This is a genomic window from Sphingomonas sanxanigenens DSM 19645 = NX02, from assembly GCF_000512205.2.
Classification (GTDB): Bacteria; Pseudomonadota; Alphaproteobacteria; order Sphingomonadales; family Sphingomonadaceae; genus Sphingomonas_D; species Sphingomonas_D sanxanigenens.
In genome coordinates this window covers 2,835,013-2,861,759 of record NZ_CP006644.1, presented here as the reverse complement: position 1 = coordinate 2,861,759, position 26,747 = coordinate 2,835,013, and the positions used below count along the sequence as shown (strand labels likewise).

The following is a 26,747-nucleotide window of genomic DNA, read 5'->3' as shown; positions in this document are numbered from 1 at the left end:
GCGATGATCGACACCCGCCAAAATCCCAGGACCTTCCACGTCAAGTCGTTCGGTTGCCAGATGAACGTCTATGATGGCGAACGCATGGCCGAACTGCTGGCGGGGCAGGGGCTGAGCGAAGTGGGCGCCGATACCGCCGATCTGGTGGTGCTCAACACCTGCCATATCCGCGAGAAGGCGGCGGAGAAGGTCTATTCGGACATCGGCCGGCTCGCGAAGCGCGAGGATGCCGAGGGCAACCGGATCGCGCGGCCGATGATCGCGGTCGCCGGTTGCGTCGCACAGGCCGAGGGAGGTGAGATTCCACGGCGTGCGCCGCAGGTCGATATCGTCGTCGGGCCGCAGGCCTATCACCGGTTGCCGGCGATGGTCGCCGATGCGGCCGCGGGCAAGCGCGCGCTGGATACGGACATGCCCGCCGCCTCCAAGTTCGGCGCGCTGCCCGATCGCGCGCGGCGGCGCTCGCCCGGTGCCTTCCTGACCGTTCAGGAAGGCTGCGACAAATTCTGCACCTATTGCGTCGTGCCCTATACGCGGGGCGCCGAGATCAGCCGGCCCTGGTCGGCGATCGTCGACGAGGCCAGGGCGCTGGTCGATGGTGGCGCGCGCGAGATCACCTTGCTCGGCCAGAACGTCAACGCCTGGGAAGGGGAGGACGAGAAAGGGCAGCGCCAGGGCCTCGACGGGCTGATCCGCGCGCTCGACCGGATCGAGGGTCTGGCGCGCATCCGCTACACCACCAGCCACCCCAACGACATGCGCGAGGGACTGATCCGCGCGCATGCCGAGGTGGAAAAGCTGATGCCCTTCCTCCATCTGCCGGTGCAGTCGGGTAGCGATCGTATCCTGAAGGCGATGAACCGCAGCCATGACGCCGCCAGCTACAGGGCGGTGATCGCGCGCGTCCGCGCGGCGCGGCCGGACATCGCGCTGTCGGGTGACTTCATCGTTGGCTTCCCCGGCGAGACCGACGCGGAGTTCGAGGAGACGCTCGCGCTGGTCAGCGAAGCGCGCTACGCGCAGGCCTACAGCTTCAAATATTCGCCGCGCGCCGGCACGCCCGCCGCGACCATGGCGGACCAGATCGCGCCTGCGGTCATGGACGAACGGTTGCAGCGCCTGCAGGCCGCGATCAACGCCGATCAGCACGCGTTCAACCAGGCGACCGTCGGCCGGCACACCAGCGTGCTGCTGGAACGCAAGGGCAAGCTGCCCGGGCAGCTCATCGGCAAGTCGCCCTGGCTGCAGTCCGTCCATGTCGTCGATCCGACCGCGGCGATCGGCGACCTCGTCGAGGTCGAGATCGCGCGGGCCGGGCCCAACAGCCTGTCGGCTGTGCTGTTTGGGCGACAGGCCGCCTGAGAATCGCCATCGCGCTTGATCGAGCCGATGGACACCGTTCAGCCACATCCGCATTGTAGCGGCGTCCGGTAGCGGGCGTTCCCGCGGACGAGCCAGGAGCCCTATGTCGCGCAAGCCAGTGCCAGCCCAGAACGGTGACAGATCCCGTCTCGAGATCGTCTTCGACAAGCCCCAGCTCCTCGGCCGCCTGTTCGGCGAATATGACCAGAACCTGGTTGCGATCGAGGATCGACTCGGCGTCTATATCGGCGCGCGCGGCAATCGATTGCAGCTTGAGGGAGAGGCGAGCGCGACCGCGCGGGCGCGCGACGTGCTGACCGGCCTCTACAACCGCATCGTGCAGGGGCAGGATATCGATTCGGGCACGGTCGAGGCGGTGATCGCCATGTCTTCGGAGCCGACGTTGGACGGCATCATCCGCGCCGACGTCAGCCAGCCGCCCGCGGTGATGATCCGCACGCGCAAGAAGACGATCGTGCCGCGCTCCGCGACGCAGATCCGTTACATGGAAGCGCTGGCGCGCGACGAGATCATCTTCGCGCTCGGCCCGGCGGGTACCGGCAAGACCTATCTTGCGGTCGCGCAGGCGGTGGCGCAGCTCATCACCGGCTCGGTCGACCGCCTCATCCTGTCGCGTCCCGCGGTCGAGGCCGGCGAGCGGCTGGGCTTTCTGCCCGGCGACATGAAGGAGAAGGTCGATCCCTATCTCCGCCCACTTTACGACGCGCTCTATGACTGCCTGCCCGCCGAGCAGGTGGAGCGGCGCATCGCCTCTGGCGAGATCGAGATCGCGCCGATCGCGTTCATGCGTGGTCGCACCCTGGCCAACGCCTTCATCATTCTCGACGAGGCGCAGAACACCACGCCCGCGCAGATGAAGATGTTCCTGACCCGCTTCGGCGAAGGCAGCCGGATGGTGGTCTGCGGGGACCCGAAGCAGGTCGATCTGCCGGATGCCAGCAAATCGGGCCTTGCCGACGCGGTCGGCCGGCTGACGGGCGTGCAGGGCATTTCGGTGATCGGCTTCGGCGTGGCGGACGTCGTGCGCCACCCGATCGTCGGCCGCATCGTCGAGGCCTATGAGGGGCGGGGGAACTAGCATGCTCGACATCGCCCTGTTGCAGGACGCCGATTGGTCCGACGCGGTCGACTGGGATGCGCTGGCGACCCAGGCGGTGACCGCCGCCATCACCCAGACGCCGCACGGCTTCCTCGCCTCTGCACCGTTCGCGGTGGAGGTATCGGTGAAGCTTGCCGGCAATGCCGAGGTGCGCGCGCTCAATGCCGCCTATCGCGACAAGGATCGGCCGACCAATGTGCTGTCCTTCCCGATGGTGCAGCCCGACCTGATCGAAGGGCTGACCAATTCGGACGATGGCGAGGTCCTGCTGGGGGACATCGTGCTTGCGCAGGGCGTTTGCGAGGTGGAAGCCGAAGAGCGCGGCATTACGCTTGAAGCACACACAACGCATTTGATTGTCCACGGCACCCTGCATTTGCTAGGTTATGATCATCAGGGGACTGACGAAGCGGAAGCCATGGAAGCGCTGGAACGAACGGCGCTCGCTGGCCTGGGCATCGCTGACCCCTATCCCGTAGATGAGGGCTGACCGGCAGCGACATGCCAGACGATTCGAGTAGCGGCGACAGTAGCGGCCGATTGTGGCGCGGACTGCGCGGATTGCTGTTCGGCGAGGACGTGGAGCCATCGCTTCGCGACCAGATCGAGGAAGCGATCGACGAGCATGAGGAAACCGGCGGGGCGATCCCCGCCAAGGGCGATCTATCGCCGCTCGAACGCCAGATGCTGCGCAACCTGCTGCATTTCGGTGAGCGCACCGCGGACGATGTGGGCGTGCCCCGCGCCGATATCGTCGCGATCGCCGAGACCGCGACCTTCGACGAACTCGTCGCGCTGCTGGCAGATGCGGGGCACAGCCGGCTGCCGGTCTATCGCGAGAGCCTCGATACCGTCATCGGCATGGTCCACATCAAGGACGTGTTCGAGATCATGGCGGGGGTGAAGCCCCGACCCGACGGCATTTCCTCGCTGATCCGCCAGCCGCTCTACGTGCCGCAGGCGATGGGGGTGATCGACCTGCTCGTGCTGATGCGCACGCAGCGCGTCCATCTGGCGATCGTGCTCGACGAATATTCGGGCACCGAGGGGCTGGTGACGATCGAGGACGTCGTTGAGGAGATCGTCGGCGAGATCGAGGACGAGCATGACGAGGCGGCCCCCGTGCATTTCGCGCTGGTCGAGGACGGCATCTGGGATGCCGACGCGCGTGCCGAACTGGAAGACGTCGCCGAGGCGATCGACCCGCGGCTCGCCGATGTCGAGGAAGACGTCGAGACGCTGGGCGGCCTCGCCTTCGTGCTCGCCGGCCATGTGCCGCAGCCCGGCGAGATCGTGGCGCATGACAGCGGCTGGAAGATCGAGGTGACCGAGGGCGACGAGAAACGCGTGACGCGCGTTCGGCTGCATGCGCCGGCGCCGCAGGTCGACGGCGGGAAATAGCCGGACGACGGGCGGCATTCGCCGGTGCTTCCCGGCGGAGGGCCGGCAAGCGCGGCGCCTGCATCTTCCCCGACCGCGATTTGTCCTGCGCGAAGCATGGCCGATCGGCGTGCGGAGGAGCGATCGAGCGCCACGCCGCCATTGCGTCGCCGCGCGACTCCGTGATAGGCGCGCGCCTTCTCCGGGGACGCGGTGACGCGGCCCCCAAACGCTATTCAGGTCGGCTCCGCGCATGTTTTCCTCTCCCGCTTTCGCTCAATCCGCAACCGGCATCGCGTCAGCGGGCGGCGGTACCTTCCTGATGATCGGCCAGATGCTGCTGCTGGTCGTCGTCTTCTATTTCCTGATGATCCGCCCCCAGCAGAAGCGCGCGAAGGCGCATCGCGACAAGATCGAGGCGGTCAAGCGCGGCGACGAGGTCGTCACCGGCGGCGGCCTGTTCGGCAAGGTGACCAAGGTCGCCGACGATCATGTCGAGGTCGAGATCGCCAACGGCGTCAAGGTCAAGGCGGTCAAGGGCACGCTCACCGACGTGCTGACCGGCGGCGCTTCCAAGCCCGCGAACGACTGATCCGCCGATGCTGATCTTCCCGCGCTGGAAAAAGCTGCTGATCTGGGCGATCATCGTCTTCGGCGTCCTGTGCGCCGTGCCGAGCTTCCTTCCGGAACGCGTGCTGCAGCCCTTGCCGGGCTTCCTCAAGCCGCGCATCAGCCTGGGTCTCGACCTTGCCGGCGGCAGCCACCTGCTGCTCGAAGCGAACGCCGACGAAGTGGCGAAGCTCAAGCTCACGTCGATGGAGGAACAGGTCCGCACCGAGCTGCGCCGGGCTGGCGCGCCCCGGATCGCGATCGGTGACATTTCGTCGCGGGACGGCCGGCTCGTCTTCATGGTGCGTGACCAGTCGCAGGTCGATGCCGCAGTGGAGCGCATCCGCCCGCTGACGCAGGGCGCCGGCATGACAGGCCAGCGCGATTTCGACGTGACCGTGCGCGATGGCAATACCATCAACGTCGTGCCGACCGAGGCGGGCATCAAGGCCGGCGTCGATGCCGCGATGGAGGTCGCGACGGAGATCATCCGCAAGCGCATCGACTCGCTCGGCACGCGTGAGGCGACGATCGTGCGCCAGGGCAGCACCCGCATTCTCGTGCAGGTGCCCGGCGTGCAGGATCCGGCGCAGGTCAAGAACCTGATCGGGCAGACCGCCAAGCTCGAATTCAAGCTCGTCGCGGATGTGTCGCAGGCCGATCTCCTGCAGAATCGTGCGCCAGCCGGCACCCAGATCCTGCCCTATCCGACCAATCCGGGCGGCATTCCGGTTATCGCCGTGCAGCGCCAGGTGATGGTGTCGGGCGAGGAATTGACCGACGCGCAACAGGCGTTCGAGCCCCAGAGCAACGAGCCGGTGGTGGGCATCCGTTTCAACGGCTCCGGCGCGAAAAAGTTCGCGCGCGTCACCACCGACAACGTCGGCAAGCCGTTCGCGATCATCCTCGATGGGGTCGTGCTTTCCGCACCGAACATCAATGAGCCGATCACGGGCGGTTCGGCGCAGATCTCGGGCAGCTTCACGGTCGAAAGCGCCAACCAGCTCGCGATCGCGCTGAAATCCGGTTCGCTGCCGGTGAAGCTCAACGTCGTCGACGAGCGGACGGTGGGGCCTGACCTCGGCGCTGATTCCATCCGCGCGGGCCTGATCGCCTCGGCGGTGGCCGCCGCTGCTGTCATCGTCTTCATGTTCGTCAGCTATGGTCGCTTCGGCATCTACGCGAACATCGCCGTCGTCATCAACGTGCTGGTGATCCTGGGCGTGATGGGCATTTTCGGCGCGACCCTGACGCTGCCGGGCATCGCCGGCTTCGTGCTGACGATCGGTACCGCGGTCGACGCCAACGTGCTGGTCTACGAACGCATCCGGGAAGAGCGCCGGCGCGGACGGTCGGTGATGCAGTCCGTGGAATTCGGGTACAAGGAAGCGAGCCGCACCATCTTCGAGGCGAATGTGACGCACGCGATCGCCGGCGGCATCATGTTGTTCATGGGCAGCGGGCCGGTGAAGGGTTTCGCGCTCGTTCTCCTGATCGGCATTGCGACCTCCGTGTTCACGGCGGTGATGTTCACGCGCATGCTCGCCGCGGGCTGGCTGCATCGCACGCGTCCCACCGAACTCGTGATCTGACGGACGGAGATCCCAGATGAAGCTTCTGAAATTCGTCCCCGACAACACGAACATCCGGTTCGTCGCCGTCCGTCACTGGGCGTTCGCCATCACCGCGATCCTCACCGTGCTTGCGATGGGGGCGACCTTCTACAAGGGGCTCAATCTCGGCGTCGATTTCGTCGGCGGCCTGATGATCGAGGAAACCTTCCCGGCCGCGCCCGATCTGGAGCGCGTGCGCAGCGTCGTCGACGGCCTTGGCGTGGGTCAAAGTTCGCTGCAGCAGTTCGGCGACCCGAAGACCGTGTCGATCCGCTTGCCGGCACCCGAAAGCGCCGATCAGGGCGCGACCAACGCCGTGCTCAACAAGGTACGGACCGCGCTGGAGAAGGAATTCCCCGGCGCACGCTTCAACCGCTATGACGCGGTTTCGGGCAAGGTCTCCGGCGAACTGGTGACCAACGGCATCCTGGCCGTGGTGCTCGCGGTGTTCGGCATCGCCGTCTTCTCGTGGTTCCGCTACGAATGGCAGTTCGGCGTCTCGACCTTCGTCGCGATCACGCACGACGTGCTGATCACGCTGGGCTTCTTCGCGATCACCCGGCTCGAATTTGACCTCAACATCGTCGCCGCCATGCTGACGATCGTCGGCTATTCGATCAACGACAAGATGGTGATCGACGACCGTATCCGTGAGAATATGCGCAAATATCGCAAGATGGACCTGAAGTCGTTGATCGACCTGTCCGTCAACGAGACCTTGCCGCGGACGGTGATGACGACGGTCACGGTGATGCTCGCGCTGCTCTCGCTGCTGCTGCTGGGCGGCCATGTGCTGCGCGGCTTCGCCTCGGCGATGCTGCTCGGCATCTTCGTCGGCACCTATTCGTCGGTCTATGTGTCGTCGTCGCTGCTGATCACGCTCGGCCTCAAGCCGCAGTTCGTCGACCGCAAGGCGAAGGCCGCCGATCCCTTCGGCGCGGAGCGGATGCCCGACTGATGGCGCGGCTCGATCGGGAGCCGGTCGCGACGGGACCGCTGATCACGGGCATCGCCGCCGGCGGCCGCTTCCGCATCAACGACACGGTGTTCCCGGGCGCGCTGTTGCTGACGCCCGAGGATGCACAGCCCTGGGACGCGCCGGCGCTGGACGCGCTGACGCCCGACGACGTCGCGCTGGTTACCGATATCGCGCGCGCGCCGGAATTCCTGCTGCTCGGCACCGGCGCCACGCTGCGCCGGCCGCCGCGCGCGTTCGTCGCCGCGCTGGAGGCGCGGAGCATCGGCGTCGAGGCGATGGACAGCCGCGCCGCCGCGCGCGTGTGGAGCGTACTGCGCGGGGAAGGGCGCTGGATCGCCGCCGCGCTGATCGCGGCGGGGGAGTGAGCGGGCTCAGGCCCGCTCCTCGAAAAAAGACGGCTCGGGACGAACGGCGCGATTGGAGCCCTCCGTCCGTCAGCCTGGAACGCCATGCGGCACCGTCGACGAACGGGCCGAGCCCGGCTTACGCCGCCAGCGGCATCGGCCCGTTGCAGCTCTCGTCCAGCTCGAGCACATAATGCGCGCAAGCGTCGGCACGGCCGCGCGCGATGCTGTGGCGCTGGCCGATATGGCCGCTGGGATGGAAGCCCAGCTTGGCCAGCACATGCCCCGAAGCGGGGTTGTCGAGATAATGCCAGGCGCTGATCCGGCGCAGCCGCAGGCTGTCGCGCGCGAGCGCGACGACCGCCCGGCCGGCTTCCGTGGCGAAACCGAGGCCCCAATAAGGGCGGGCGATCCAGTAGCCGAGTTCGACCGCGCCATCGCGGCCATCGGCGGTGAGGCCGATGCCGCCGATGATCCGCGGCGAGCCGGCGGTGCGGGCGGCAATCAGCAGGCTGGGCAGCCTGGCATCGTTTTCCCGCGCCAGGAAGCGCTCGGCATCGCCCAGCGCATAGGGCCAGGGCGCCCGGCTGAGGTTGCGGACGACCGCTTCCTCGCCAATGGCTCGGGACAGCGCCGGGGCATCTTCGTGCCAGCCGGGCCGCAACAGCAAACGGGGGGTACGCGCGAACATGTGACTCTCCTCTAATTCGCGCCATGCCGCATCATTATTGCTGGCAGGCGACAGCGGCGACCGAGGGAGGCAAAAGAAAAGGGAGACTGGGGGCGTCCCGTCTCCCTCATGGGTCCGCTTATGCGCAGACCCGGGGTCGCCCCTTGCGGACGACCCTGAGCATGTCGTCCGTTATTCGGCCGCAGCCGCCATACCGTCGACCGAGCAATACTTGCGGCCGAGCTTGCCGTCGTGGAATACCACGCGACCTTCGCCGAGCGCGAAGAGGGTGTGATCCTTGCCCATGCCGACGTTACGGCCCGGATACACCTTGGTGCCGCGCTGACGCAGAATGATGTTGCCGCCGATGACCTGTTCGCCACCGAACTTCTTCACGCCGAGGCGACGGCCAGCGGAGTCGCGACCATTGCGCGAGGAGCCGCCTGCTTTCTTATGTGCCATCTCGAATTACTCCTTGCTTCTCGCTGCGCTCAGGCTTCGGCCGACTTTTCGCCGCCGATCGACACGATCTTCAGGATCGTGTGCTGCTGGCGATGGCCGTTGCGGCGGCGATAGTTGTGGCGGCGGCGCTTCTTGAAGACGATGACCTTCTCGCCCTTCGCCTGCGCGATGATCTCGGCCGAGACGGTCAGGCCGTCGGTCGACTTGAGCTCCGAGCCTTCGCCCGCAAGCAGGATGTCGCCCAGCGACACGGTCTCACCGGCTTCACCGGCAAGCTTCTCGACGACAATCTTGTCTCCGGCGGCGACGCGATACTGCTTGCCGCCCGTGCGCACGATAGCGAACATGGCCCTCATCACTTCTTAAAGCTGAACCTCGCATAAGGCGGCAGCGACGCCACAACCCAGCGCGGAAAGCCGGCCAACTAGGGGCCGAATGGCGGATTGTCAACCGATTCCGCAGGGTTTGCCCCGGCTCGGGCGGCGACGTGCGCGGCCGTAACGATCGGCCGCCCCGATCAGTGGCGATGCTCGCGGCGCAACTGGTAGCGGCCGTCGCGATAACCGTCGAACAGGCCGGAGATGCCGGGATGTTCAACGGGCTCCTCGCTGTCGTCATGCATCAGGTTCTGCTGGCTGACATAGGCGATGTAGCTGCTCTCCGCATTTTCGGCGAGCAGGTGATAGAAGGGCTGGTCCTTCGCGGGCCGCGCGCTTTCGGGAATCGATTCGTACCATTCCTCGGTGTTCGCGAAGACCGGATCGACATCGAACACGATGCCGCGGAACTCGAACGAGCGGTGCCGTACGACATCGCCGATCGCAAAACGCGCATGCGTAATGGGCGGCGCGATCACATCGGCGGGCACGTCATGGGGCAAGCGGGGACTGGTCATACATCTCATTTAGGCCGTCGTGCGCGGTAGGCAAGATCCCGCTTGGCAAGCGGGATTTCCTGCGCTAGTGGCCCCCGCTCTTGACCCGGCCGACGCGGCCCATACGGTTCGCGTTGTACGTCTCTGAGCGGAGAGGTGGCTGAGAGGTCGAAAGCACCGCACTCGAAATGCGGCGTGCCGGCAACGGTACCGTGGGTTCGAATCCCACCCTCTCCGCCAATCTCGCTTTTTCAGCGCGTCTCACGCCTTCCCAGGGCGTCTCAAAAATCTAATATTTTCAGTGACTTGTCCGATTCGCGTGTCTCGGGTAATCTCAGGCCGAACCGTTGCATCGCGGTGCAATTGGTAGAACTGGTGGTAGAACTGGAGCGCGGCCCGGGTCGGGGTGGGGCCGCGAGTCAGCGCGTCCGAACGCAACCTGACCTATGGCGGATACAGGTCCTGGACAGGAGTCCTCGACTGTGAGTAGCCGTGCGCTGAACCGCCTTTCTGCCGCCAAGGCGGCTTCGATCAAGGAGCCCGGCAAGTACCCCGATGGGGGTGGCCTTTACCTCGTTGTCACCGACAGCGGCCGCAGCTGGACCTTTCGCTACTCCCGACGCGGCAGCCGCTGTGAGATCGGACTCGGGAGCGCTCGGGGGCTCTCGCTCGCCAAGGCGCGCGAGCAGGCCTCCGAATATCGCGCGATGATCGCCAATGGGCTGGATCCGAAGAAGGAGCGCGAGCAACTCGATCGGCGGGTGACATTCGGCTCCTTCGCTGACGACTATGTCGAAACCATGAGTCCGTCCTGGCGCAATCCGAAACACGTCGCGCAGTGGAAGATGACCCTCACCGTCTATGCGGCGCCGATTCGAAAGACGATCATCGAGGAAATCGATACCGACCAGATCCTCAAGGTTCTGAAGCCGCTCTGGACACGCGTACCGGAGACGGCTGGCCGCCTCCGCGGGCGAATCGAGAGCGTGCTCGACGCGGCGAAGGTGGCGGGGCTCCGTGATGGCGACAATCCGGCGAGATGGGGCGGGTACCTGGATCAGCTCCTGCCGAAGCGTCGGAAAGGGGGACGGGGGCACCATGCGGCTCTCCCGTTCCACAGGATCAAGCCGTTCATCAGGAAACTGAGAGCCCGCGACGCGGTGGCGGCACGGGCGCTGGAACTGTGGCTACATAACGTCCCCCGACTGAGCCGGGGGCGCTCGAAGCTTTGTGCCGGACATCCCGGCTCGCGGCTCGTCGGGGCCGCTGGTCCGGCCGGCGCTTCGAAGGGAAAGAGAGGAGATGGCGGTGGGGCTGCGCGAATGCGCGTGCCGCCCGATCTGGAGCTTCGCCGTGGAACTGCTCCCCCCGAAATTCGCTCCGACCTGCTCGCAAGAGGCGTCGCCGCCCTCGACGATTCGCACTTCGATCCGCATCCGCTCGTCAAATATTTCACGCCGGATGCTGGCGCGACCTGGCTGATCGCCGTTCCGTTTTCCTGCGCGGGTCGAGGAAGATGCGCATCACGCGCAGTTGCATCGCGTCGAGCGCGTCCTGCCGCTCGGTGCGGGCGGCATCGTCGAGCGGTGTGTTGCGCAGATCGTCGAGCGGGATGCCGCGCAGCGCCGCGACCTCGCGTTCGAGCCGGTCGATACGGTCGTTGGAGGCAGCGAGTTCGACCATCAGCGCCAGCGCCACGCTGAGGACCTGCTCGGCCTCCTGGCTGTCGAGGCTGAACGGGCGGTCGCCACGCTGCCCGGCGATGACGGCGAAAATGGCTTCGGCGGCGGTTGTCACTTCGCGCCACCTTCTGGCTTGCCGCCGCTGATCACGTACCAGCGGTTGAGGTTGCTCACCGCCGACACATTATGTTCCTCGATGCTGCCTTCGGCGAAGCCGGCGGCGCGCATGTCCGCCAGCAGGTCGGCGTCGTTGTAGGTCTTCCAGAACAACTCGCCATTGAAGCCGGTGTCCCAATTCTTCTCGACGCGGTGGACGTCGGTCGGCGCGAAGCGGGTATCGACATCCTGGAAGATCACGAGGCCGCCGGGGCGGACGACGCGAAGCGCTTCGGCCATCGCGCGGCGGCGTTTGTCGGCGCCGATCTCGTGCAGCATGTTGTGCGAGACGACGAGGTCGAAATGGTCGTCGGGGAAGCGCACGTCGGCAGCGTCCATCTGGTGGAAATGCACCGCGACGCCCAGCGCCTCGGCGCGCGCATGGGCATAGCGCAGCATGCCCGCGCCGATATCGACAGCATGGACATCCGCTTGGCGGAAGCGATCAGCATAGGCGGCGGATGCGGCACCTGCCGAGCAACCGAGATCGAGCACTCGGCCGGGGGTGAAGCCGCCGAAGCGTTCTTCGAGCAGGCGGAAGATTACGCCCGCCTTGCTGTCGCTCTTGCCCGCCCCCTGGCCGAAGGAGAAGACGTTGCCGCCGGTCTCGTAGAACGCGCCGGCGACGATATCATCGGGGCTGTCGTCACGCGCATAGCCGCCGGGCTGGAGGTGGACGTCGGTGCCCGCGATCTCGGGCGAGGGATCATAATCGGCGTGAAGCGTCAGCGATCCCTTGCGGTCTGCGGCGCCGGCAAGCGCCGCGGCTGCGGCCTGCATCCGGTCGCGATCGCGGAAGATCGGCTCGCCCACCGACACCCAGATCATTTCCTGCGCGGCGCGGTTGGCGGCGCTCCACATCCGGTAACCGACCGACTCGAACAGCGCCTGTTCGATCTCGTCGGGCGATTGCGGCTGGCGGCCGTGGCGCGCGGCGAAGGCGGGGGCGCCTTCCTCTGCGAAACGGCGGACATTTTCGGACCGCACCCGCGCGTTGAGCAATTTGCGCAGCGACACGACCGCGCGCTGCCGGCTCAGTTCCTCCTCGGTCGCCTGCGGCAGCATCGGGTGCTGGACGTCGCGAACATTCATCATTCAGCCTCCTCGATGAATTCCACCAATTCGCCCGCCGGCCCCAGCACGGTGCAGGCGCGTCGGCCCTCATAGCCGATGCCGTCACGCCGCACCGGCGGCGTGATCGCCTGGTCGGCGACGCGATCCAGCGCGACCGTGGCGATGCTCGCCATCGCGCAGCCCGGCGGCAAGTCTCCTTCGGCGCGCGGGCGCGGCGCCGCAATCAGCCCGGGGCCGACCGGATATTCGTCGAACTCGAACAAATAGCCATGCTCGCGCAGGCCTGCGGTGGTCATGCGGATCACATGGTCATGATCCAGCCCCTGCGCATCCTGCACGAGCCGGATCTTGCTGTCGCGCAGCGGCCTGCGCTTGAGGTCGAACAGGTCGCAATACCAGTTGCGCAGCCGGTCGAAATCGGGGCCGGCGATGACGAGGATGAAGGGCCGGTCGATCAGCGAGCGCGGGCTTGGCAGGATAGAGGCGGCGCGGTCGCCGCTCTCCATCGTGAAATAGAGGCATTCGCCCGCCGGTCCCGCCGCCTGCATCGCGACGATCGAGGGCATGAACTGCAAGGGCTTCGGCTCTGCGAGGATCTCGAAGCCCGACTGGCGCAGCCGGTCATGCACCTCATGGACGTCGTCGACGATGATCTCGAACGCCGCCCAGCCGAAGGTGGTGAGCGGGCGATAGCCCGGCACGCCGCCCACCTGCACCACGCGGATATAATCCTGGGACGCGCCATCGGTGCTCATCACGATATAGGGGCAGCCGGCGGCGGCGGGCGCGCCCCAGCTCGCGGCGAGACCGGCATCGACAGTGCCGCGTTCGCGGACATGATAGCCGAGCCAGCTGCAATACTGGTCCTCGATCACGCCGATGTCGGGCGCGCCGATCGTTGCAAAGCGGAACCGCGTCAGCAACGGATCGCCATGTGAGGTCCAGTCGCTCATCTCGCCCTCTCGTCCATCAAGGGCAGCTTAGCGCCAATTACACTTATTTCTATATCAAATGAGCGATCCGTGGCAGGAACGGCGCATGGACGATGCAAGGCCCGATCCGCGTGCGCCGGCGGTGCTCCGGCGGTCAGGAATAGGCCGACTGGAGGTCGAGCTTGATCTGGTAACGATCGGGCCGAAAATGGGCGAGCACATGCTGGATCGGGCGCTTGTCGACATCCATGACAGTGCGGCTGACACGAAGGATCGGCGATCCGATATCGACGTCCAGCAGGTTGGAAAGCTGCGCGTCCGCCAGCGAGGCGGAGATGGTCTGGCTCGCCGCGCCGATCCTGGCGCCGCCCTGTTCGAGCAGGCTGAGCATCGGCGTGGATTTGAGCGCCGCGCGCGTCATCGCGCCGGCCAGCACATCGGGCACATGGCTGACCATGTAGCTGAGCGGAGCGTCGTCGAGCCAGCGGACGCGGGTGACGCGCAGCACCGGCGTGCCGATGGCGAGGTCGAGTGCGTCGGTCACCGGCGCGCGTGCCGCCACCGTCTCGAAATCATGGATCTTCACCTGCGTGTTGCGGCCGAAGCTGATCAGCGATTCGATCGCCTGATCGATGCTGCCCTGGATCGGCCTGGCCGGCGACTGGTAGATCACGTGCGTACCCACCCGCCGCTTGCGCGCGACAAGGTGGTTATCCGCAAGTTCGGCCAGCGCACGCCGCGCGGTGATGCGCGAGACGCCGAAGCTTTCGGACAGTTCCTCTTCGGTCGGCATCCGCGATCCATAGGCACGGCTGCCGCTGGTGATCTCCTCACGCAGTTGCACGAAGATCTGATGATAGAGCGGAATGGCCTGGAGTCGATCGACCGACGCCATCTCTTCGCTGCGTTTGATCAAGCCCTGATCCCCTCGACGCCGGGGTGGCGCGCTCTTGTCCCTTAATCATGATCGAAGACGGAGGAAAAGGAAGATGAAGACCAAGGCTGTGCTCGGCGGTGCCGATCTGGATGCCATGCTGGCGGCGGCACGCGCCAAGGCGCAGGAGATCGGTATCGCCGCGACGATCGCGATCGTCGACGATGGCGGCTATCCGTTCCGGCTGGAGCGGTGCGACGGGGCAGGGGCGATGACGCCCGCGGTGGCCACCGCAAAGGCGCGCACGGCGGCGCTGATGCGTGCGCCGAGCGGGGTGCTGACCAGCCGGCTGAAGGATGAGCCCGAACTGCTGCGGCTGACGGACTATCTGCCGATGCCGGGCGGGCTGCCGGTCCGCTGGGATGGCATGTGCATCGGTGGGATCGGGGTTTCCGGCGGGAATGCCGAGCAGGATGTGGCGATCGCCGAGGCGGGGATCGCGGCGATCGGGTGAGGAAATCGCCTCCCCGGCGCTTAGCGTCGGAAAAGGGGGAACCGGTTGCGGAGCAGATGGCAGAGGGCCCGGCGACGAAACAATTCGATCGTACGGCGGTCGAGCGGAACGCGCTGCGCCGGCCCCTCAAGCACCGGCATCGCGGCGCCGGTGCTTCCCCGAGCCAAGTTCGGGGACGAAAAGCGCGACTCAGTGCATTTCCTCGCCGCCCGACACGTTCATCGCCTCGCCGGTGATGTAGCGCGCCTGGCCGGAGCACAGGAAGGCACAGGCATTGGCAGTGTCTTCCGGCGTGCCGACGCGGCCCAGCGGGATGCGGCTGCGCATCGCCGCCAGATATTCGTCGAGCGTCTGGCCGCGCATGTTGGCCATATATTCGTTCTGCCACGAGCCGAGGCCGGTGGTGACATGGTTCGGGCAGACCGCGTTCACATTGATCTGTTGCGGCCCCATCTCGATCGCGACCGAGCGGGTGAGGCCGACGAGGCCGTGCTTGGAGGCGATGTATGACGAAGTCAGCGCCGAGCCCGACTTGGACCCGCGGCTGCCGATCGAGACGATGCGGCCGCGGCCCCAGTCCGGCCGTTCGTCCTGCTTGAGCATCTGGCGGATCGCATGCTTCATCGCGAAGAACGAACCGCGCAGGTTCACGTCGAGCACCGTGTCCCACATCTCCTGCGTCTGATCGACGAACGGGCCGAACAGGAAGCCGACGCCAGCATTGTTGATGAGGATGTCGAGCTTGCCGAAGCGCTCGACCGCGAAGGCGACCAGCGCCTCGACCTCGGCCTCGATGCGCATGTCGGCGGTGAAAGTGGCGATGTTGGGGTGGAGCGTGCGCAGTTCCTCGGCGATCTGCTCGAGCTCGCTCGCCTGGCCAACGCCATGTTCGGGCGCCATCGCGCCCTTGGTCTGGCCGAGATCGTGGAGGACGACATGGACGCCGTCTTCCGCCAGCCTGCGGGCGATGGCGGCGCCGAGCCCGCCATGGCGGCCCGCGCCGGTAACGATGGCGACCTTGCCCGCGAGATCCGGATACATTGCGTTCTCCCTCAGAATTCCATGGCGGTGCGATAGCCCTCGGCGGTTGCGACCAGCACCGTGCGCGGCGCATGCGCATCGCCGATGGTGCGGACATCGATGCCGGCCGCGCGCAAGGGCGCGGCGAGTGCATCATCGGGGATGCGCGCGGTGGCGTAGGTGAACAGGGCGACGTCGGTTATCACCGTCTCGCGGCCGCTGAAGATATTGGCATAGGCGACCTCGCCCTCCTCGAAGCGCGAGGAGGCGAGCGGGCGAACCGACGTGACGATCTCGATGTCCTTGGCGTAGAGGCGGGCATAGACGCCCTGCCGCGTCACCATCGCCTCGTCGCTGGCGATGCGTTCACGCTCGGTGAGGATGACGACGCGGTCGTAGCGCGACTTGAGCAGTTCGGCGGCGGCATAGGTGAACGCGCCATGATCGGCATCGTGGATCACCGCGGTGCCCGGCTGGCGGGCGGTCAGACGGGTCAGGTCGAGCATCGCCTGGCGCAGATCGGGGAAGAAGCCCTCGCCGCGATATTCGGCGGGCAGATAATCCGGCCAGGCGGGCGTCGCGCCGGTGGCGAGCACGACATGGTCGGGCGCGAGCGCGAGGATGTCGTCGATGTCGGCGGTGGTGCCCCAGCGGAAATCCGCGCCGGCGCGCTCGGCCGACAGCCGCTGATAGTCGTAGATGCTGCTGAGATTCTCGCCGCCGGGGAGCAGCGCATGGAGCCGCGTCTTGCCGCCCGCTTCGTCGCCGCTTGAAAAGACCGTGACGACGTGGCCGCGCGCGGCGGCGACCCAGGCCGCCTCCATGCCGGCGATGCCGCCGCCGACCACGACGACCCGCCTGGGTGCAGCCACCGGTTCGGGGCGCCAGTCCGCCTCGTCGGGCGTGCCGACGCGCGGGTTGTTGTCGCAGTGGAGGCCGCGGCCGATGTTGATCATGTGCCAGCAGGTGTTGCACGATACACAGTAGCGGATCTCCGCCTCGTGGCCCTGTTCGGCCTTCACCGCCCAGGCAGGATCGGTGACCAGCGGCCGGCCCATCATCACGAGGTCGCCCAGCCCGTCGCGGACGATGCGTTCGCCCTCATTGGGATCGGTGATCAGCCCGAGCGCGCCCAACGGTACGCCCGGCGCATGCTTGCCGAGTGCCGCGATGCGATCGACGAAGGGCGTGCGCGGCCCGTGCAGGTCAGGCAGGTGCCGGTAGAGCGTGTGGCCGTGTGCGCCCCAGCAATAGGTGAGATAATCCATCACCCCGGTGGCGTGGACGCGATCGGTGATCTGCGCGGCGATGTCGAGGTCGATGCCGCCTTCCATGCCGTCCTCGGCAGGCAGCTTGACGCCGATGATGAAATCGTCGCCGCAGGCGTCGCGCAGCGCCAGCATCAGGTCGGTCAACAGGCGGGTGCGGCGGGGAAGGTCACCGCCATACGCATCGTCGCGCACGTTGGAGCGCGCGGCGAGGAACTGGTGGAAGAGGTGGCCGTGACCTGCGGAAATCTCGACGCCGGCGAAGCCTGCCGCCTGCAGCCGGGTGGCGCACAGCGCGAACTCGTCGATCATCCGGCGGATCTCGTCGGTGGAGAGCGCGTGCGGCACCGTCCAGCTCAGATCGTCGGGCAGCGCGGAAGGGCCGATCGCATCGGGGTTGCGGAAGCCGGCGCGGAAACCGCGGCCATTGTCCTGGATCTGGCCGAGCATCAGCCCGCCCTCCGCGCCGACCAGATCGGCCCAGCGGGTGAGTTCGCCCTCGTTGATGCCGGAAAGCACCGCGGGGCGCGTCGGCAATTTGTGATGGCTCAGCATCGCCATCGGCTCGGTCACCAGCATCGCCGCACCGCCGCGCGCGCGGTTGACATAATAGTCGATCAGGCGCGGCGTGATGCGGCCGCGATCGGCATAATGCGTCGACATCGAAGCGTGCACGACGCGGTTTCTCAGCGTCCGCTTGCCCACCGTGAAGGCTGAGAAGAGGTTGGGATAAGCGGTCATCGAGGATCGTCAGTCGGGCGCGTGCATCCGCATGACCCGCTGGACATAGGCGTTGCGCCAGGCAAGCCGTTCCGCCTCCACCGCCTCGTCGGCGCGATAGGCCTCGATATCGGCGCGGGTGATGCTGGATTTGGTTTCGAGCAGGCGCTCGACGGTGTCGAGCCGCTCGCGCACCACTGCCACCTCGGTCATCAGTTCCAGAAAGAAGGTCATCACCTGATCGATTGCCGGATCCTCGAAGAAACGGGGGCGGCGGCCCTTGCTGCTGCGCGGCAGCTTCACCTGATCGGCGCTGGGAAGTTCGTCCATGGCGATGTTCCTGAGACGTCACGCGAAAAAGAAAGGCGGCGGGGCGCTTTTGCGCCCCGCCGCCCGGGATTGGCAAATCAGAAGTCGTAGCGCGCGCGCACCGTCCAGCGACCCGGCTCGTTGAGATACGGGAAGATCAGGAAGGACGAGACGAAGCGGCGGTCGAAGCAGTTGGTGCACTCCGCCGACAGCGTCCAGCCCTGCGCCACGTTGCGGAGCGAGATGCCGCCATTCCACAGGCCATGCGCCTCCTGATAGCCGCGAATGTCGTTCTGCGCCGACGGCCAGCTGCCATCGGTGTAGGCCCAGCTCACCGACGGGGTCAGGCGGAAGTCGCCGAATTCGGCAGTGTAGTTGACACCGACCGTGGAGTTGAACGGCGCCACGCGCGAGGGCAGTGCGATCTCGCCGGCGGCGGTGACGATACCCTGGTTGCACGCCGAGGCGACGCCGTTGCGGCAGTTTGCAGCCTGCGCGATCACGGACGGATCGACGTTCTTGAAGCGCGCGTGCTGGAGACCCGCGGTCCAGTAGATGTTCAGGCCGCGGACCGGCGCCAGCGTGATCTCGGATTCGAGGCCATAGTTGCGCAGGTCGGCGAAGTTGCGCGTCACATAGATGATCTGGCCCGGCACCAGCGGGTTTTCGCGGCCCGCGGGAAGCTGGTTGTCCATGTCGTTGAAGTAGAAGCCGGTCAGGTTCATGCGCAGCTTGCGGTCGAACCATTCCGAACGCAGGCCGCCTTCGAACGACCAGATCGTCTCACGCGAGAAGGGGAACATGCCTGCGGCGTTGTAGGCGCGCGACACCCAGCCGCCCGACTTGAAGCCCTTGGTTGCCGATGCGAACACCGACACGTCCGGAGCAAGCTTGTAGTTGATCGCGAAACGCGGCGTCCACACCTTGGCGGTCTGCTTGATCGGCAGGCCGGCGGCGACGATGTCGTCGGTGTTGAACGGCTGGTTGAGGCCGACCGGCGGCAGTGGGCTGTCGTTCGCCTGGAAGGCAATGTCCTTATATTCCTCGGTGTAGCGGATGCCCGCGGTCAGGGTCAGCCCCTCGATCGCCTCGTAGTCGGCCTGGAAATAGGCGGCGATCGCGTCGGTGTTGTTGGACATCGTGCGATCGGCCGAGAGCGTGCCGGCGCCAGCGGCGGTGATCGCCAGGTTCGCGAAGTTGGTCTTGTTGTCCTCGCGGATGTAATAGAGGCCGCCGGTGTAAGTCAGCTTGTTGTCGAGCGCCTTGCCGGTCGCCTTGATTTCCTGGCTGAACTGGCCGTGCCAGCTGTCGTTGGCGAGAACCGAGGTCGAACCCGGCGTCGCGGTGACGATGTCCGCCGGATAGGTGTAGACCGTGCTCGCGCTGGCCAGGCTCATCGCGCTGTCGGTCAGATATTCGTTATAGATGTGGCGATAGCCGGTGATGATGTTGACCGTCAGATCGTCGGTCGCATCGATCTGCAGGTTCGAGGTGAACGACCAGCTCTCGGCGACATTGCCCAGCGTGTTGTCCGCCAAGCCTTCCGACAGATAGGAGCGGCCGCCGAACACGTCGGAAACGGTCTGGCCCTTACGCAGCCGGGTATAGCTGACGCGGTCCTTGGTCGCCGGATCATAGAAGTTCGGGAAGTTGGCGTAGCTCTGATAGTTGTAATCGACCGTGCCGTCCCATGTCACAGTGTCGCCGCCGAACACGCGCAGTGCGCCGCGGAAGCCATAGCTCTTCTCGTCATTCAGGCGATCGCCGGTGACGCGGTTCTTCACATAGCCGTCGTCATTGACGTAATAGCCCTGGATCTTGCTCAGCACCTTGTCCGACACGATCGGCAGATCGACCGAGGCGCGCGCGGTCATGCGGTCGAAGCGGCCATAGCCGACCTCGGCGAAGCCGCCGAAATCCTCACCGGGCTTCTTCATGATCACGTTGATCGCGCCGCCGGTGGTGTTGCGGCCGAACAGGGTGCCCTGGGGGCCGCGCAGCACCTCGATGCGCTCGACGTCGAAGAAGGCGAAGTTGTTGGCGCTCTGGCGCGACATATAGACGTCGTCGACATAGGTACCGACCGGCAGGTCGAAGGTGGAGATCGTCTCGTTGTTGTTGAGACCGCGCATCGAATAGCTGTTCGCAGTGCCGACCGAGGTGTTGTTGTGGCCGATCAGGTTGGGCACATAGTTGAGCAGGTCGATCGTGCGGCTGATCTGGCGGGTCTGGAGGTCCGCCGAGGAAAAGGCGCTGACCGCGATCGGAACGTCCTGCAGGCGCTGTTCGCGACGCTGCGCGGTGACGACGATGTCGCCGACGCCTTCCTGCGATGCCGCGGTGGCATCGGCGGCGGGTACCGCGTCCTGCGCCTGTGCCGCCCCCGCGGTCAACGCATACAAGCTCAACCCTGCGAGCGCCCCCATTTTTGCTCTGGTCAACATGTCGTCCCTTCCAATCCTTCGCCGATCCGGTCCTGCGCCGGCCGACCCTGCCCAACTCGCGTCCTGCCCGGCGAACTCCGGACAAAACCCCACTCAATCCCCCCGGCACATGACCGGCGGGATGCCCTGCGAACGGCAATTTTTATTTGTTATAGGAGTATGACATAATTCACGCCCATGTCACGCGGCTTTTGTCGATTTAGCGTGATCGGGGCGGGTTTTGTGGTCGTTCTGCAACACTCAGCCGTTATAGGCTGGGCGCGCCAGCGCGCGTTCCAGCCAGGCGGCGACACTCGGAAAGCCCGACAGGTCGACCTTGGTCGATCGCGACAGTGCGGCGACCGCGGCGACATTGATGTCGGCAACCGAAAAATCATTTCCCAACAGCCAGTTCTGCCCATCGAGCGCCTTTTCCAGCACCGCGAGCGGCGCCTGCAGATCGCGCTCGGCGGCATCGGCCAGCGCGGCGTTGCGGTCCGCCTCCGGCTTGATGATCCGCTCGAACAGGCAGACGGTCAGCGGCTTTTCCAGCTCGTTGAGGCCCCACAAGGTCCACTGCCACACCTGGGCCTCATCCTCGATCTGCTCGGGATAGAGCCGGCCCGTGCCGTATTTCTTGGCCAGGTAGAGGCTCTGCGCGAATGATTCGAACAGGGTCAGGCCATCGTCGACCAGCGCCGGCACCTTAGCATTGGGATTTATCGCCCGATAGGGCGGCTGCTTGATCTCACCCGGCGCGGGCTCGATGCTGGTCACCTCAAGCCCGAGCTCGCGCGCGACCCACAGGGGGCGGCGCGCGCGCGAACCGGGGCGACCGTAGATCGTGATCGTCATTCTGGAACACCCTTGAGGAAGGTGAGGATGGGCGCCGCCCATTCGGGCGCGCGTTCGAAGACCATGCCGGCGCCGCCGGGATACTCGGCATATGTCCAGCCCGGCCGCCGCGCGACGAGCTCGCGGCCCATCGGGAACAGCGGATCCTTGTGGCTGGCGAGGATCAATGTCGGGCACAGGATCCGGTCGAGATCGCACTCCAGATCATAAGCGGGGGCGGCACGGTGGCCGTCCTCCTTGCAGGGCCCGTTGGCGAAATAGGCGACGATGCCGACATGCACCGTCTCGTCGCTCCACGTCGGATCGGCGATGCGGCGCACCAATGCCCAGCGATCGGTGAAGTGGCTGCCGTCAGCCTTGATCTCCTGCAGATCCTTGAGCGATGCGGCGCGCGCGGCGCGCTGTTCGGCGGTGTAATAGGGCATGTTGTCGGCCGCGAGCGCGCGGACCTTGTCGGGATAGGCGGCCGCGACCCGCGCCGCGACCAGTGCGCCGCCATGATGGCCGGCGATCGCCACCGGGCCGAGGCCGAGCGCGTCGATCACTGCCGCGACCGTATCGGCATAGAGTTCGACGCTTGCGCCGTCGGCGGGCGGATCCGACATGCCGTGGCCGGGCAGGTCGGGCACGATCACGCGATAGCCCGCGGCGGCCAGTTCGGGCGCCGCCCTGCGATACTGGATCGATCCCCACGGCGCCTGATGGACCAGCGCGATCACCGGGCCGGTGCCGAGATCGCGATAATGGACTTGGCCGCACGGGCCGGGAACGTAACCGCGCCGTTCGCCGGCGAGGAGGTTGACGGAGGGCAGCATCAGGCGTTCCCCACCGGCAGGCGCTGGCCCAGCAGGCGGCCGAAGGTCATCGCCGGCGTTACCATCATGCCGCCGCACGCCGCCTTGCCCATCGTCTGCCCCGATCCCAGCAATTCGCCGATCGCATAGAGACTGCCGATCGGCTGGCCGTCGCGGTGGACGACGCGCAGGTCGTCGTCCACCGCGAGGCCCACCGCGCTCGAAATCGAGCTTCCCTGCATGCGGATGGCGTAGAACGGGCCGCTGCCGATCGGCTGCGGCGCATGGGTGCGGCCGAAGAAATCATTGCTGGTCAGCACGCCGTAATTGAACCCGGAAACCGCGCTCGCGAGGCCCGCGGCATCGATGCCGGCGCGCTCGGCGAGCGCCTCGATCGTCGGCGCGCTGGAGAAAGCGGGGCCGTCCTCAACGAAGGCGCGCAGCATGTCCTCGCGGCTCCAGCCGACGATGATCGGCGGCGCCGCGTCGAGGATCGCCTGGTCGAAGATGATCCAGTAGCGGCGGTCGGACTGTTCCATCAGCGCCATTTCGCGCGCATCGACGCTGCGGATATCCTCGCGGATGAAGCGCTGGCCGTTCGCGTTGACATAGATTTCCCAGGGCTCGCGCCGCTCGGGGAAGGTCTCGACGACGCCCAGCGACCGCGCCGGGTAGGTCTCGCTGTTGTAGAGCGTACCGAAATTGTTGAACACATTCTCGTGGCCGCGCAGATAGCCGCCCACGGCTTCGCCCAGCACCAGCCCGGCGCCCTGCGAAAAGGGGTAGGGGGCGGCGTTGTAGAGCGGATAGCCGCTCAGCCGTTCGAACATCTCGGGGTTGGAGGCATAGCCGCCGGTCGCCAGCACGGTGTTGCGGCCGTCGAAATCATGGGGCGTGCCCTCGGCGTCGCGCGCGGTGACGCCGATCACCCGGCCGTCGGCATTGCTGCGCAACGCGGTCACCTCATGCTGCAACTTCAGCGTGATCCGGCCCGCGGCCGCCAGCGCCTCGACGCGGGGGACGAGCACATTCTTGACGGTGATGCCGCCTTCGGCGCCCCAATAATAACGCTTCTCGCGATAGGGCTCATGGCCGAATCCGGTGACGGGATGGTCGGGCAGCGGCTCGAAGCCGACATCCATCAGCCAGTCGAACGTGTCGGCGGCATTGTCGATCGCAAGGCGGACGAGGCCGGGATTGGCGGTGCCGCGGCTGATCCGCATGACATCCTCGAAATGAGCGTCGGCGCTGTCGGCGATGCCGCGCTCCCGCTGCAGCCGGGTGCCTGCCGCGCTCATCTGTCCGGTCGCGACCCACAACGTGCCGCCAAGCTCAGTCGCGGCATCGATCAGCAGAACGCGTCCGCCGCGATCCGCCGCGAAGATCGCAGCCGGCAGCCCCGACGATCCCCCGCCGACGATGATGACATCCCACATGGACCCCGCGACTCCTATTGTTCTAATATTCAGAACGATGTTCCATAATTGAGGCTAGCGCTGGGTTTTACTGGTCGTCAAGCGGGTATTTGATACGCGGCAATTGACACGTTGCGCGCTGGAAATCCCCGTTTCGTCGGTCGACATTCGATGGACCATTGACTTGGCGCCCGGTCACAACCACGCTGTACTGTGGAACGACGTTCCAAATAATAGAACAAGGGGTGATCGAATGATCAAGGCGACAGTCGCAGCCGGTTTGATGGCCATGGTGCTGGCGGGCTCCGCCTTCGCCGCCGATGAGATCGAGCCGCCGACCGCGCGCGCCGATCGCTGCGCGCCGCCCTCGCCGCAGGATTCGCAGTGGGACGGGCTGGGCGTGCTCAAGGGTGGCAAAGGCTATGTCACCACGCCGATGGGGCAGGTGCATTATCGGCTGATGGGCCCGAAGGATGGCCCCGTGCTGGTGCTGATCCATCAGACGCCTTGGTCGCTGATCGAGTTCGCGGACATCCAGCCCTGCCTGGCGGCGCGCGGCATCCGCACATTGGCGATCGACACGCCGGGCTATGGCATGTCCGACGCGCCGGCGGGCAAGCCGACGATCGCCGCCTATGCCGGGAATATGCTGCCGGTGCTCGACGCGCTGCACATCCGCAAGGCGGCGTTCGCGGGTCACCACACCGGCGCCGCCATCGTTGCCGCCTTCGCCGCGCGCCATGGCGACCGGGTGACCGGCGTGATCCTCCACGGTGCGCCCAATTACAACGATGCGGAGCGCGCCCAACGCCGCGCGCTGCCGCATCCGGACCTCTCGCTGAAGCCCGACGGCAGCCATCTCAGCGCCTATTACGACAAGCTGTTCAAGGCGCAGGGCGCCTATCCGCGCAACCTCGCGACGATCAACTGGTCGACCTTGAACATCTTCCTCGCCGGTGCGTCGGACGTGGCGCACGCCGCCGTCTACGCCAACGACATGGCGGGCGACCTCCAGCGAATCGAGGCGCCGCTGCTGGTGTTGTCCGACGGCGGCGACGCGCTCAACGCGATCGACCAGCGGACGGGGACGATGAAGCCCAATTTCCGCTATCGGAAATTCTCGGACGGCTCGGCGCACATGCTGATCGTGGAGCCGGCGCGCTGGTCGGATATTGCGGCGGGTTTCGTGCAGGAGGCGGTGAAGAAGCGGTGAGCGGAGAGTTTGTGATTGTCCTCTATGTTATATCAATGATTGATTGGATAAATAATCTGGCGCCATGTGATCGAGTCTGAGAATACTTTTGCGATTATTTTCATGCACAAATAGACATGTTGCATGATGAAGGGCTTGTTCTTTTATGCTCGGCTTAAACATTAAATTAATTTGCGGCCTACTGTCTGTTATTTCGTGGAATTTGCGCATAATCGGATGTTGGTCAAAAGCGAATTCTCTAGTGTAATTGTCGATATCCGTCCGTAGCAATTCGTATGTATATCCAAATAATATAGCAGAACCGATAACTGCAACTGTTACAGATTCGTGGACAATTCTAAAAATCCTCCAGTCTGTATTATAATTTATTGTACCATCGTGGTTGTAACCTCCGAAATATACGGTTTGAGATTGAGTGACGTGATTGTGAGCGCAATTGGAAATCACTGTTCCATTTCTTGCGATCCAAAATCTAAACTCGGGTGGATTTTGCTGCGTTTCTCTGAAATTGCTTCTGGTGGCTTGCGTTATCATCAGGCCTTGATTGTCATAAAAATCGGCGTTGTATGAAAACATCGAGAACCATGTTCTTAGATCGTCTTGATCTTTTTCTGATATGATTAAGCCGCCATCCATTAAATTTCGAAGAGATTCCTTTGAGTTGGTTTGAATTTGGCTGGCCCATCCGTTGTTGCACGGTCGACAGAGTGATCTTATTGTCTTCCTCCACGGTCCTCCGATATTAATTTTATTTCTCTCGTAGGCCGGCAGCTCGTTCGAAGTGGATCTTGTGACAAAATCTCGTGATGTTGTACCAGTTGGCTTCTCAATTTTACTCTCGTTTTCTAGTCTCTCGTGCATCCATTGTGGCCATATGTGCTCCTTCGAGCTCATCTTTCTTGTTGTTTTATTGTTACAAAAACCACACTGTGGGGGACTGTATTCGGAATCCCAGTTTTTCCTATTGTTGTCTTCGAAATAATCCCAATCTCTTGCCATGCGCTTGATCCCGGTGGCGTGCGGTTGTCTACGTCGACTGGTATATGAGCTGGTGTCACGTAGATCGAGACACTCTGGCACTTAGTTCGACGGCGTTGACGCGCTCGATGCGATCGACGAGCGGACGGGGCGATGAAGCCGAACTTCCGCTACGAGAAATTCTCGGACGGCTCGGCGCATATGCTGATCGTGGAACCCGCGCGCTGGTCGGATATCGCCGCGGGGTTCGTGAAGGACGCGGTGAAGCGTTAAGGGGCCAATTGTCCTCCCCGGCGCGCAGCGCCGGGGAGGACATTCCTAATCACCTCACGCCACCAGCCTTGCCGGCCCTTCCTCCGCAATCTGCCGCGTCGAAGCCCCCAGCGACCGCGAAGCCTCCGCCGCCGCCGCACGGATCTGCGCGATCAGGGTCGCGGCGCCATCCTCGGTGAAGCGGACGAGCGGCAATGTCAGCCCCATCGCCGCGATGATCTGATCGTCCGGCCCCCACACCGGCGCGGCGATGCCGCCGACCGCGACCTCCCATTCGCCGCGATTGATCGCGATGCCCGAGGCGCGAACCTCCTCCGCGGCGGCGATCAGCGCGTCGGGATCGACGATGGTGCGCGGCGTGTAATAGCGCAGCGACTTGGCCAGCGTCTCCTGCATCGCGGTCGGGTGATAGGCGAGGAAGATCTTGCCGGTCGCCGAGCAATGCGTCGGCGCGCGTTCGCCGATCTCCGAAAAGGCGCGCACCGAATGCACACCCTCGGACTTGTCGACGTAGATCACGTCCGGACCGGCCGAGATGGCGAGGTGGACGGTCTCCAATGTCGCGCGTGCCAGCCGGTCCATGATCGGGCGGATCGAGCGGCGGATGTCGAGCCGCTCGATGATCTTGGAACCCTGCTGCCAGACCTTGAGCGTCGCCGAATAGCGCCCGTCCATGCTGGAGACATAGCCGAGGCCGACGAAGGTCTGGAGGTACCGGTGGATGTTGCTCTTGGTCAGGCCCAGCTGACGCGCCAGTTCGGAGACGCCCATCGGCTCGGGCGCCGCGATCAGCGCCTCGAGTACCGACATGCCCTTCACGATCGTCTTGTCCAT

Annotated in this window: 27 protein-coding genes, 1 tRNA gene and 1 pseudogene; 12 read left to right on the top strand and 17 right to left on the bottom strand. The window is 65.3% G+C overall.

Annotated features, from left to right (window positions below; genetic code table 11):
- The first annotated feature begins 3 nt into the window (after positions 1-3).
- From miaB to NX02_RS13205, 8 genes are all read left to right on the top strand, one after another.
- Positions 4-1,362 (top strand): tRNA (N6-isopentenyl adenosine(37)-C2)-methylthiotransferase MiaB, encoded by a 1,359-nt coding sequence (gene miaB, locus NX02_RS13240; RefSeq protein ID WP_025292678.1) that lies wholly within the window; start codon positions 4-6, stop codon positions 1,360-1,362.
- A 103-nt stretch (positions 1,363-1,465) separates the two neighbouring features.
- The gene (locus tag NX02_RS13235) at positions 1,466-2,461 is read left to right on the top strand and encodes a PhoH family protein (protein WP_025292677.1); all 996 of its coding nucleotides are present in this window, start codon (positions 1,466-1,468) and stop codon (positions 2,459-2,461) included.
- Position 2,462: 1 nt separating this feature from the next.
- Entirely contained in the window at positions 2,463-2,972 is a 510-nt protein-coding gene (gene ybeY, locus NX02_RS13230) for an rRNA maturation RNase YbeY (protein WP_025292676.1), read from the top strand.
- Positions 2,973-2,983: 11 nt separating this feature from the next.
- On the top strand, positions 2,984-3,883 hold the full coding sequence (locus NX02_RS13225) for a hemolysin family protein (protein WP_025292675.1): 900 nt from the start codon (positions 2,984-2,986) through the stop codon (positions 3,881-3,883).
- 232 nt (positions 3,884-4,115) lie between these two features.
- A complete protein-coding gene (gene yajC, locus NX02_RS13220; RefSeq protein WP_025292674.1) occupies positions 4,116-4,454 on the top strand; it encodes a preprotein translocase subunit YajC in 339 nt (112 codons plus the stop codon).
- 7 nt (positions 4,455-4,461) lie between these two features.
- Complete coding sequence (gene secD / locus NX02_RS13215; protein ID WP_025292673.1) at positions 4,462-6,063, top strand: protein translocase subunit SecD; 1,602 nt, start codon at positions 4,462-4,464, stop codon at positions 6,061-6,063.
- 16 nt (positions 6,064-6,079) lie between these two features.
- Positions 6,080-7,042 carry a protein translocase subunit SecF gene (secF, locus tag NX02_RS13210; RefSeq protein ID WP_025292672.1) on the top strand — a complete coding sequence of 321 codons (963 nt, stop codon included), beginning with the start codon at positions 6,080-6,082 and terminating at the stop codon, positions 7,040-7,042.
- The gene (locus NX02_RS13205; RefSeq protein ID WP_025292671.1) at positions 7,042-7,428 is read left to right on the top strand and encodes an Mth938-like domain-containing protein; all 387 of its coding nucleotides are present in this window, start codon (positions 7,042-7,044) and stop codon (positions 7,426-7,428) included. Before secF ends, NX02_RS13205 begins: the two co-directional genes overlap by 1 nt.
- 118 nt (positions 7,429-7,546) lie before the next feature.
- On the opposite strand, the gene NX02_RS13200 is transcribed toward NX02_RS13205, so the two are convergent.
- The 4 genes from NX02_RS13200 to hspQ all read right to left on the bottom strand — a co-directional run bounded on the left by NX02_RS13200 (position 7,547) and on the right by hspQ (position 9,434).
- Positions 7,547-8,098: a GNAT family N-acetyltransferase gene (locus NX02_RS13200; protein WP_025292670.1), complete on the bottom strand. Its 552-nt coding sequence runs from the start codon at positions 8,096-8,098 to the stop codon at positions 7,547-7,549.
- Between the two features lie 171 nt (positions 8,099-8,269).
- Positions 8,270-8,539 carry a 50S ribosomal protein L27 gene (gene rpmA / locus NX02_RS13195; protein ID WP_025292669.1) on the bottom strand — a complete coding sequence of 90 codons (270 nt, stop codon included), beginning with the start codon at positions 8,537-8,539 and terminating at the stop codon, positions 8,270-8,272.
- Positions 8,540-8,568: 29 nt separating this feature from the next.
- Positions 8,569-8,886, bottom strand: a complete 318-nt coding sequence (gene rplU / locus NX02_RS13190) for a 50S ribosomal protein L21 (protein WP_025292668.1) — start codon at positions 8,884-8,886, stop codon at positions 8,569-8,571.
- 170 nt (positions 8,887-9,056) lie between these two features.
- A complete protein-coding gene (hspQ, locus tag NX02_RS13185) occupies positions 9,057-9,434 on the bottom strand; it encodes a heat shock protein HspQ (RefSeq protein ID WP_039996572.1) in 378 nt (125 codons plus the stop codon).
- Between the two features lie 129 nt (positions 9,435-9,563).
- Between hspQ and NX02_RS13180 the strand changes: the two genes are divergently transcribed.
- Both NX02_RS13180 and NX02_RS33120 read left to right on the top strand, forming a co-directional pair.
- Positions 9,564-9,653 (top strand) — tRNA-Ser (locus NX02_RS13180).
- Between the two features lie 206 nt (positions 9,654-9,859).
- Positions 9,860-10,843, top strand: a pseudogene (locus NX02_RS33120) (tyrosine-type recombinase/integrase); the annotation flags it as partial.
- Between the two features lie 22 nt (positions 10,844-10,865).
- Here the strand turns inward: NX02_RS33120 and NX02_RS33580 are convergent.
- The 4 genes from NX02_RS33580 to NX02_RS13155 form a co-directional block, all read right to left on the bottom strand.
- Entirely contained in the window at positions 10,866-11,210 is a 345-nt protein-coding gene (locus tag NX02_RS33580) for a hypothetical protein (protein WP_025292665.1), read from the bottom strand.
- Positions 11,207-12,346 (bottom strand): class I SAM-dependent methyltransferase, encoded by a 1,140-nt coding sequence (locus tag NX02_RS13165; protein WP_084717772.1) that lies wholly within the window; start codon positions 12,344-12,346, stop codon positions 11,207-11,209. Before NX02_RS13165 ends, NX02_RS33580 begins: the two co-directional genes overlap by 4 nt.
- The gene (locus NX02_RS13160) at positions 12,343-13,278 is read right to left on the bottom strand and encodes a hypothetical protein (protein ID WP_025292663.1); all 936 of its coding nucleotides are present in this window, start codon (positions 13,276-13,278) and stop codon (positions 12,343-12,345) included. Before NX02_RS13160 ends, NX02_RS13165 begins: the two co-directional genes overlap by 4 nt.
- Before the next feature lie 133 nt (positions 13,279-13,411).
- Entirely contained in the window at positions 13,412-14,173 is a 762-nt protein-coding gene (locus tag NX02_RS13155; RefSeq protein ID WP_025292662.1) for a GntR family transcriptional regulator, read from the bottom strand.
- A gap of 73 nt (positions 14,174-14,246) precedes the next feature.
- Between NX02_RS13155 and NX02_RS13150 the strand changes: the two genes are divergently transcribed.
- On the top strand, positions 14,247-14,645 hold the full coding sequence (locus tag NX02_RS13150; protein ID WP_025292661.1) for a GlcG/HbpS family heme-binding protein: 399 nt from the start codon (positions 14,247-14,249) through the stop codon (positions 14,643-14,645).
- 189 nt (positions 14,646-14,834) lie between these two features.
- Here NX02_RS13150 and NX02_RS13145 read toward each other — a convergent pair whose 3' ends face one another.
- The 7 genes from NX02_RS13145 to NX02_RS13115 all read right to left on the bottom strand — a co-directional run bounded on the left by NX02_RS13145 (position 14,835) and on the right by NX02_RS13115 (position 23,470).
- Positions 14,835-15,686: an SDR family NAD(P)-dependent oxidoreductase gene (locus NX02_RS13145; protein ID WP_025292660.1), complete on the bottom strand. Its 852-nt coding sequence runs from the start codon at positions 15,684-15,686 to the stop codon at positions 14,835-14,837.
- 11 nt (positions 15,687-15,697) lie between these two features.
- On the bottom strand, positions 15,698-17,674 hold the full coding sequence (locus NX02_RS13140; RefSeq protein WP_025292659.1) for an oxidoreductase: 1,977 nt from the start codon (positions 17,672-17,674) through the stop codon (positions 15,698-15,700).
- Between the two features lie 9 nt (positions 17,675-17,683).
- Entirely contained in the window at positions 17,684-17,983 is a 300-nt protein-coding gene (locus NX02_RS13135; protein WP_047099790.1) for a hypothetical protein, read from the bottom strand.
- Positions 17,984-18,060: 77 nt separating this feature from the next.
- Positions 18,061-20,364: a TonB-dependent receptor gene (locus NX02_RS13130; protein ID WP_162232678.1), complete on the bottom strand. Its 2,304-nt coding sequence runs from the start codon at positions 20,362-20,364 to the stop codon at positions 18,061-18,063.
- A gap of 282 nt (positions 20,365-20,646) precedes the next feature.
- A complete protein-coding gene (locus NX02_RS13125; protein WP_025292656.1) occupies positions 20,647-21,240 on the bottom strand; it encodes a glutathione S-transferase family protein in 594 nt (197 codons plus the stop codon).
- Positions 21,237-22,055: an alpha/beta fold hydrolase gene (locus NX02_RS30715; protein ID WP_025292655.1), complete on the bottom strand. Its 819-nt coding sequence runs from the start codon at positions 22,053-22,055 to the stop codon at positions 21,237-21,239. Before NX02_RS30715 ends, NX02_RS13125 begins: the two co-directional genes overlap by 4 nt.
- Positions 22,055-23,470, bottom strand: coding sequence for an FAD-dependent oxidoreductase (locus NX02_RS13115; RefSeq protein WP_025292654.1), 1,416 nt, complete (start codon positions 23,468-23,470; stop codon positions 22,055-22,057). Before NX02_RS13115 ends, NX02_RS30715 begins: the two co-directional genes overlap by 1 nt.
- 232 nt (positions 23,471-23,702) lie before the next feature.
- Here NX02_RS13115 and NX02_RS30710 point away from each other — a divergent pair, with 232 nt between their 5' ends.
- On the top strand, positions 23,703-24,662 hold the full coding sequence (locus NX02_RS30710) for an alpha/beta fold hydrolase (protein WP_025292653.1): 960 nt from the start codon (positions 23,703-23,705) through the stop codon (positions 24,660-24,662).
- 27 nt (positions 24,663-24,689) lie between these two features.
- Here NX02_RS30710 and NX02_RS32990 read toward each other — a convergent pair whose 3' ends face one another.
- Complete coding sequence (locus NX02_RS32990) at positions 24,690-25,661, bottom strand: hypothetical protein (protein ID WP_162232677.1); 972 nt, start codon at positions 25,659-25,661, stop codon at positions 24,690-24,692.
- Positions 25,662-25,967: 306 nt separating this feature from the next.
- Positions 25,968-26,747, bottom strand: coding sequence for an IclR family transcriptional regulator (locus tag NX02_RS32985; RefSeq protein WP_025292652.1), 780 nt, complete (start codon positions 26,745-26,747; stop codon positions 25,968-25,970).